The 6,928-nt window shown below is 48.3% G+C and carries 2 protein-coding genes; one reads left to right on the top strand and one right to left on the bottom strand.

Annotation, left to right across the window (positions count from 1 at the left end):
- Positions 1-867 (top strand): potassium channel family protein (locus tag IQ260_RS25070; RefSeq protein WP_193995810.1); only part of this gene is annotated, 867 nt, incomplete at its 5' end.
- A 30-nt stretch (positions 868-897) separates the two neighbouring features.
- Here IQ260_RS25070 and IQ260_RS25065 read toward each other — a convergent pair.
- Positions 898-6,696 (bottom strand): ATP-binding sensor histidine kinase, encoded by a 5,799-nt coding sequence (locus IQ260_RS25065; RefSeq protein WP_193995809.1) that lies wholly within the window; start codon positions 6,694-6,696, stop codon positions 898-900.
- Between the last annotated feature and the right edge of the window lie 232 nt (positions 6,697-6,928).

The raw sequence follows: 6,928 nt of genomic DNA, 5'->3' as shown, positions 1-6,928 counted from the left end.
CGTGGCTGCATCTTTACGATTGTGCTGATCTTTTTAGGAATCTTTGCCGTCGGCTATATTGCCAACCGATTTACAGAAGCGATTGTAAAAGGCTACTTTCAAGAAGGAGTGCGTCTAAACCAGCGTCGTAAACTTATGCAAGAACTCTCTCACCATTACATTTTGTGCGGATTTGGGAGGACAGGACGTCAAATTGCCGAAGAGTTTAGACTTCAGAAGATTCGGTTTGTGGTTGTCGATGCTGAGGAAGAGTCAGTGCAACAGGCACAGCAGCTGGGCTTTGTTGCAGTTCAGGGGGATGCCACTCTAGACGATACGCTCCATTTACTCAAAATTGAGTCAGCGGTGTGTCTAGTTTCTGCCCTGACGTCTGATGCGGAGAATCTATACACCGTACTCTCGGCTAGAACGCTTAACCCCCAAGTACGTATCATTGCTCGAGCCAGTAGTGAAGAAGCGATTCAAAAACTAAAGCGAGTGGGCGCAGATGCGGTGATTTCGCCTTACATTACCGGGGGCAAACGGATGGCCGCCGCTGCTCTCCGTCCCCAGGTGATGGACTTTGTCGACGGCATCTTTTCTGGAGGCGATCGCACCTACTATATGGAAGAGTTTTTACTGGACCCGCTGGTCTGTTCTCAAATTGGTCAGACCCTGAGAGAATCACAGCTGAGAGCCCAGACGGGAGTTTTGATTGTAGCCATTCAGCGCAACCAAGGGGAGCTGCTCATTGGTCCTACATCAGAAGTCCGACTAGAACCAGAAGATTTTCTGATTTGCCTAGGCACTGCCGAGCAGCTACAGGCTATGAACCGTCTTCTCAGCCCGCTTAGCCGAGAACCCTTACAACGACCTAATCGAGAATAGCAGCCGCAGTCAGGGTCCTGTAGGTTTTCCCTACAGCGGTAGCCGAATGTAAAATTTGGTTCCTTGACCCGGATTAGACTGCACCTCCAAATGGCCACCGTGGGAGTCAACAACGATTTGACGTGCGATCGCAAGCCCTAACCCAGTCCCCTTGCCCGCATCCTTGGTGGTAAACAAATAGTCAAAAACTTTGGGCTTTATCGCCTCAGATATGCCAGGACCGTTATCAGCGATGGTAACAGTCACCTGGTGCTGATCGAACTCGGAGCGAACGGTAATACATTGGGGATAAGCTTCTAGATCCGCAAAGCTAACCCGCTGACTGGCTTCGTCTAAAGCATCAATAGCATTAGCCAGAATATTCATGAACACCTGATTGAGCTGTCCTGGAAAACAACTAATTTGAGGGATATCGCCATACTCCTTAACGATCTCAATGGCAGGCCGCTGCTCATTTGCCTTCAAACGATGTCGCAAAATCAAGACCGTACTCTCTAGACCCTCGTGAAGATAAAAGAGCTGTCGCATCTCGGCATCAGCCCGAGAGAACATACGCAGACTTCTGCTGATATTGACAATGCGATTACCACTGTCTCGCATCGCGCGCGTCAGCTTGGGCAGATCGCTGCGTACATAGTCGAGGTCAACTTTTTTCAGCTGAGTTTCAAGGTCAGGTGCTGGTGCTGATAGCTGTTGTGCGTAGAGGTCCAACAGCCCTAGCAGATCGTCCATATAGTCTTGGGTTGCGTCTACGTTGCCAATGATGCAGCTAATGGGATTATTGATTTCGTGGGCTATACCAGCAACTAGGTTGCCTAGAGCCGACATCTTTTCGCTTTGTACCAGCTGTAGCTGAGCTTGTTGCAGCTCGCTGAGAGTAAGTTCTAATACCTGATTTTTTTGCTTTAGCGCTGACTCTAGCTGTCTCTGCTGAGTCACGTCCCGAAAAACGGTGAGACCGCACAGCTTGCCTTTGTACTGAAACGGCACCGAATGTATCTCAGCATTAAACGAGGTGCCATCTTTTCTAGTGCAGACGGCATTACAAAAAAACTCTTGTTTTTGCTGAATAGACTCTAAAAAGAATTCAAACTTGACATAGACATGGGGCCGCAGAACTTGAGCAGGCGTTAGCTCTAGCAGCTCCGTGTAGGTATAACCGTGCATTTGACAGTAGGCAGGATTAGCTGCAACTACCTGGGTCGTTTCAAGGTCAACGACCGCCAACCCGTCACTTACCGCTTCAAAGATTCTCTGGTAGCGAGCTTCTTGCTGTTGAATTGTTTGTAGTGCCCGCTGACTATCTTGATAAAGCCGCGCATTTTCTAAGGCGATAGCCGCCTGAGCCGCTAAAAAATCAAGGATCAAGATGCGCTCGCTGGTAAAGACGCCGCTGATAAGGCGGTTTTTGAGATACAAAATACCTACAAGCTTACCTTGATTAAAAAATGGTAAACACAGCAAGCTTTTTGACGTATTTTGTTTTAGATAGTCATCAACAACGGGCAGTGTAGTTTTTGAATCGTTGATAACAACAGCTTTCTGAGTATTTTTGACATACTGGATCAGTTTGACAGGAAGGTTAGGATTGTTGACAAGCGGATCGTTACACAGCTGCGTATCGTCTACGATAGAAAATGCCCTCACATACCATTCTCCATCTGTGTTAGGGAGCAGCAGTGCGCAACAACTTCCTCCCGAATTTTCGAGAATGATTTGGGTCAGCTGATGCAACAATTCATCTAGATGAATTGTCCGAGAAAGAGCCTGGGATGCTTTTAAGATGCTGGCAAAATCGAGCGTTTGGTTAAGGTAGCTGCTAGAGTCCTGAGTAGTGCTAGGGTAATTTGATAGGGTAGGTGCAGCAATTGTCATCAGGGTATTCAATACATCACCCGTTGCCGATGGCTGCAAGATAGGACGTAGCAGTTCGGGATAGCGTTTTTTTAGATCGGCTAATTTAGCCCCGGCTCCCCAGCGAGAATAACAATAGTAAGCTTCTTGCATATAGCCTGCAGCAAATTTCTCTTTGCCCCAGCTCAGATAAAATTTAGCGGCGAGTTCGTTGGCTAGGGCCTCTTCTTGAATGTAGGCGTTTGCTTTGGCTCCAGCTATGGCGTCATCGTACTTCTCTATAGCATCTAGCTTATGATCGCTTACCCGAGATAGCTCAGCCGCCACCAAATTGTATTTGTGCTGATAGTTTTCTGGAGCAGACTGACTCCAGTGCTGTAGTTTGCTCTGGTTCTTGCGAATGTCTTCTAGCCAGTCCGCCTGTTGAACGTCTGAGACCTGGAGATAGCGGGCCAGTTTGGCTAAGGAGCCATAAAAGTTCACGATAGGAATTAGCAGCGTTGCTGGCACCATCTGGGCGTACTCATCAGCCCGTGGAATGATATCGATAGCTTCTATCTCGTGACCAAATAAGTAATTGAGCATGAGGCGATTGACATAGATATATGCCATGGGCGTTGTCACGTTGTTTTGCTCAAACTGACGTAGCATGGCGTCGCTGTCACAGATATCTCCACTAATTCGCTGGGGTTGGTCTGTTTCTTCTTGCAGATTTGTGACGGCCTGGTGCCAAATCTGTAAAAAATTTAAGTAGTAGGTTTGTTTTATTTTTTCAACGGCCTGAGTATAGGCAACAAAGTTCTGTTTGACGTCTGACAGATGCTGTCCGGTTAAGTAGGCGTAGTACGAATAGATGGCAGCAGGCAAAGCGGCAAATTCTAAGTCTCCGGTTTCTAATCCTGCCTGGTAGGCTCTCTCTAAAGTCGATAGTGCTGCTCCGGCAGACTCATGCCAAATGGTGATATGGGTACCAATTAAAAACAAAATTTTGGCCTTAAATGTCTGAGTGTTGAATCGAGTCAACAGCTTGAGAGCAACTTCTCCAAATTCATAGCCCTGTTGAAAGTTCTCGCCACCACAGAGTAAAACTCCATACAACACATAGGCAAAGGCGGAGATAGGAGCATTACCATACCGAATCGAAAGATTGACCATTTCTAGGACAATCAGCGGCATTAGAGAAGGTGAGATCGCAAAGGCAGCCCCCCAAATTCCGGCCAACATCCTGAGGGCAGCCAGCTTTTCAGCCTCTGTCATTTCAGCTAAAGCTAGCAGAGCGTCTGGCTGCCTACCGGCCATCTGAGCGGCTGTTAGCGCAAATCCTTGTTCAATATTGGCGGTTGCTGGCTGGGCAGGTAGTTGAACGCCCAGATTCTCTAGCACTCCTAACCCTGTTTGAACCGCCTCCTGCAGCTGATTTTGAGCGATTTCAGCCTGAATTTTGACTTCATAGGCAGGAATTTGATCGAGTAAGTTAGGAACGTGCTCTAAAACCTCGTCAATCCACCGAGTCATGTTGGCATAGTCGCTGTGAAGACAGGCGGCTTCGGCTGCGGTGTTGTAGAGAGCGAGGGTGAGATTTGATGAATCATTCCAGCGATCGCAGTCTAGTAAATCGATACCATGCTGGCAGTACTCGACTGCAGCGCTATAGGCTGTAGCCAACTTGGCTTTACAACCTGCCCTTAGATTTAGCTTGGCTAGCTCAAGTTTCTTCTGGGAGGTGCTCAGCAGATCAGCTCCCATATTTAGCTGATTGATAATCGCAAAAATCCGGTCGTCCAACCTGTCTGCTGGTGTATCATCGAGCAGCAACTCACCGATGGCCAAATGGGTATGCTGCCGCTTGTCTTGATCAATCAGAGCGTAAGCTGCCTGTTGAACCCGGTCGTGCAAAAAGCGATATTCTATGACAACATTGGTAGGCCTGTCAGAATCTTGGTTCGCCCCGTCTTGAAAGAACTTATAGGTTTCACTTTGAGGAACAACAAACCCTGTCTGTAAAGACTTCCATAGATTTGTTGCTGCCTGCTCCTGATTGGTTTTACAAATCACTGCCAGTGTTGCTAAATCAAACCAATTACCGATACAGGCCGCCAATTTGAGCACATCCTGGGTGGCTGCGGGCAGCTTTTGGAGGCGCTCAATCATAAATTCCACCACATCGTCTGTTAGCGCCAGCTGACGTACCTGAGTCAAGTCGCACTGCCAGCAGCCTGCTGCAGGATCGAACGTGATCCAGCCATCCCCGTGTAGACCTTGCAAAAACTGAGTGGTAAAAAACGGGTTGCCTTTGGTCTTTTGATACACCAGCTGCGACAGCGGCCTAGCCAGTTCTACAGGGCACAACAGTGTGTCTGCCACCAGCCGATCGATATCGTCTGCCATCAGCGGCTTTAGCCTCAGCGTTTGTAAAGGCGCGCTGTTTTTCTGCTCTAAGGTCAGCAGTAATGGATGGGCTGGAAACACCTCGTTGTCCCGGTAGGCTCCCAGTATCAAAAGGTAGCCTACCTCGACTTCATTCAGCAGCAGCTTGAGCAAGTTTAATGAAGCCGAATCAGCCCACTGCAGGTCGTCTAGAAAAACGACTAATGGATGCTCCGGTGTGGTAAAAACCTGAATAAACTGGCTAAACAACAAATTAAAGCGATTCTGAGCGGCGGTACCAGACAGCTCGGGGATCGTAGGCTGCTCATCAATAATTAGCGCTAGCTCTGGAATTACCTCAGTTAGTACCTGACCGCTCTCACCAACCGCTAACAGAATTTTGGCTTTCCAGTCAGCGATGGCCGCGTCTGACTCTCCTAGCAGCTGCCCCATCAGACTACGGAAGGCCTGTACAAATGCAGAGAAGGGACTATTGCGATTGAATTGATCAAATTTCCCTTTAATGAAATAGCCCTTTTGTTGAGTGATGGGCTTGTGCACCTCGTTGACCACAGCAGTTTTCCCAATCCCGGAAAAGCCTGCTACTAGCATTAGTTCTGATGACCCGCCAGAGACCCGCTCAAACGCATTTAGTAACGTTTGAACCTCTGCGTTTCGGCCATAGAGCTTTTCGGGAATAGCGAAGCGATCGCACACGTCTCGCTGACCCACAACGAATTTAGAAATCTCCCCCCGGCTTTGCCACTGGGTAAGGCATTGTGTTAAGTCATACTTTAGACCAAAGGCGCTTTGGTAGCGGTTTTCAGCATTCTTCGCCATCAGCTTTGCAATAATCTTTGCTACCGTTGCCGGAACGCTTGAATTGACCTCATCCGCAGCGACGGGCACCTGAGACATGTGGCAGTGGAGCAGCTCCAGCGGATCCTGGCTGGTGAAGGGCAGCTGCCGAGTCAGCAGCTGATATAGTGTCACCCCTAGCGCGTAAAAGTCTGTCCGATAGTCAATCCCTCGGTTCATCCGACCGGTTTGCTCCGGAGCCAGATAGGCTAGCGTCCCTTCTAGACTCTGAGGAGCTTGAACTATTTGAGTCTCCTTCGACAGCAGCGAAGCCAGACTAAAGTCAATTAGCTTAATTTGCTTAGATTCTGGATGAATCAGAATATTGGCAGGTTTAATATCTTTATGGACAACCTGATGCTGATGCAGGTTGTGCAGCACAGTCGCCAGCTGGATAGCGATATTGAGAATGTCAGTCAGATTGAGGCTATAGTGTTGAATATACCGTCCTAGATCAAGTCCGCCAAAGTCTTCCATCACCAGGGCATAGCCGTTACCCCAGTTTTCTAGACTAATCGGGCGAACAATTCCTTCAATAGGCAGGTTTTTAGCAACTGTATATTGGTTCCGAAACTGTACGAGTTCCCTAAAACTTGGATATTCCTGGTCCAGAATTTTGATCACCACGGGACGCTGAGCCTCCGTTTCCGTCGCTCTGTAGATCAGAGTACGGATACCCTGATAGATACCTTCAATAAAGGTATAGCCGGGTAAATTGGCTGCCGTCCACGGATTGACAACGTTGGTCATGGGCTCAATCAGAGAGTGACGAGGTTGATCTTCAAAGTGCCCGAAATGGGCGTAATTTGCCAAATCAGGACAGGTAAACTTACCCAAAGGTTTGTCAGTATTGTAGCAGGGCTATTTCATTCTAAAAACGTCCATCAGTATGTCTAGCGATTGCTCACAGCATCGTTTTGCCTGAGCCATATTGGTCCAACCATACTCGCGATACAGGTTAAGCGCCATATTGCGTGCTTGG

The organism is Leptolyngbya cf. ectocarpi LEGE 11479 (genome assembly GCF_015207065.1).
Taxonomy (GTDB): Bacteria; Cyanobacteriota; Cyanobacteriia; order Phormidesmidales; family Phormidesmidaceae; genus Leptothoe; species Leptothoe ectocarpi.
The sequence above is the reverse complement of the archived record's forward strand: the minus strand, read 5'-3'. Positions and strand labels throughout refer to the sequence as shown.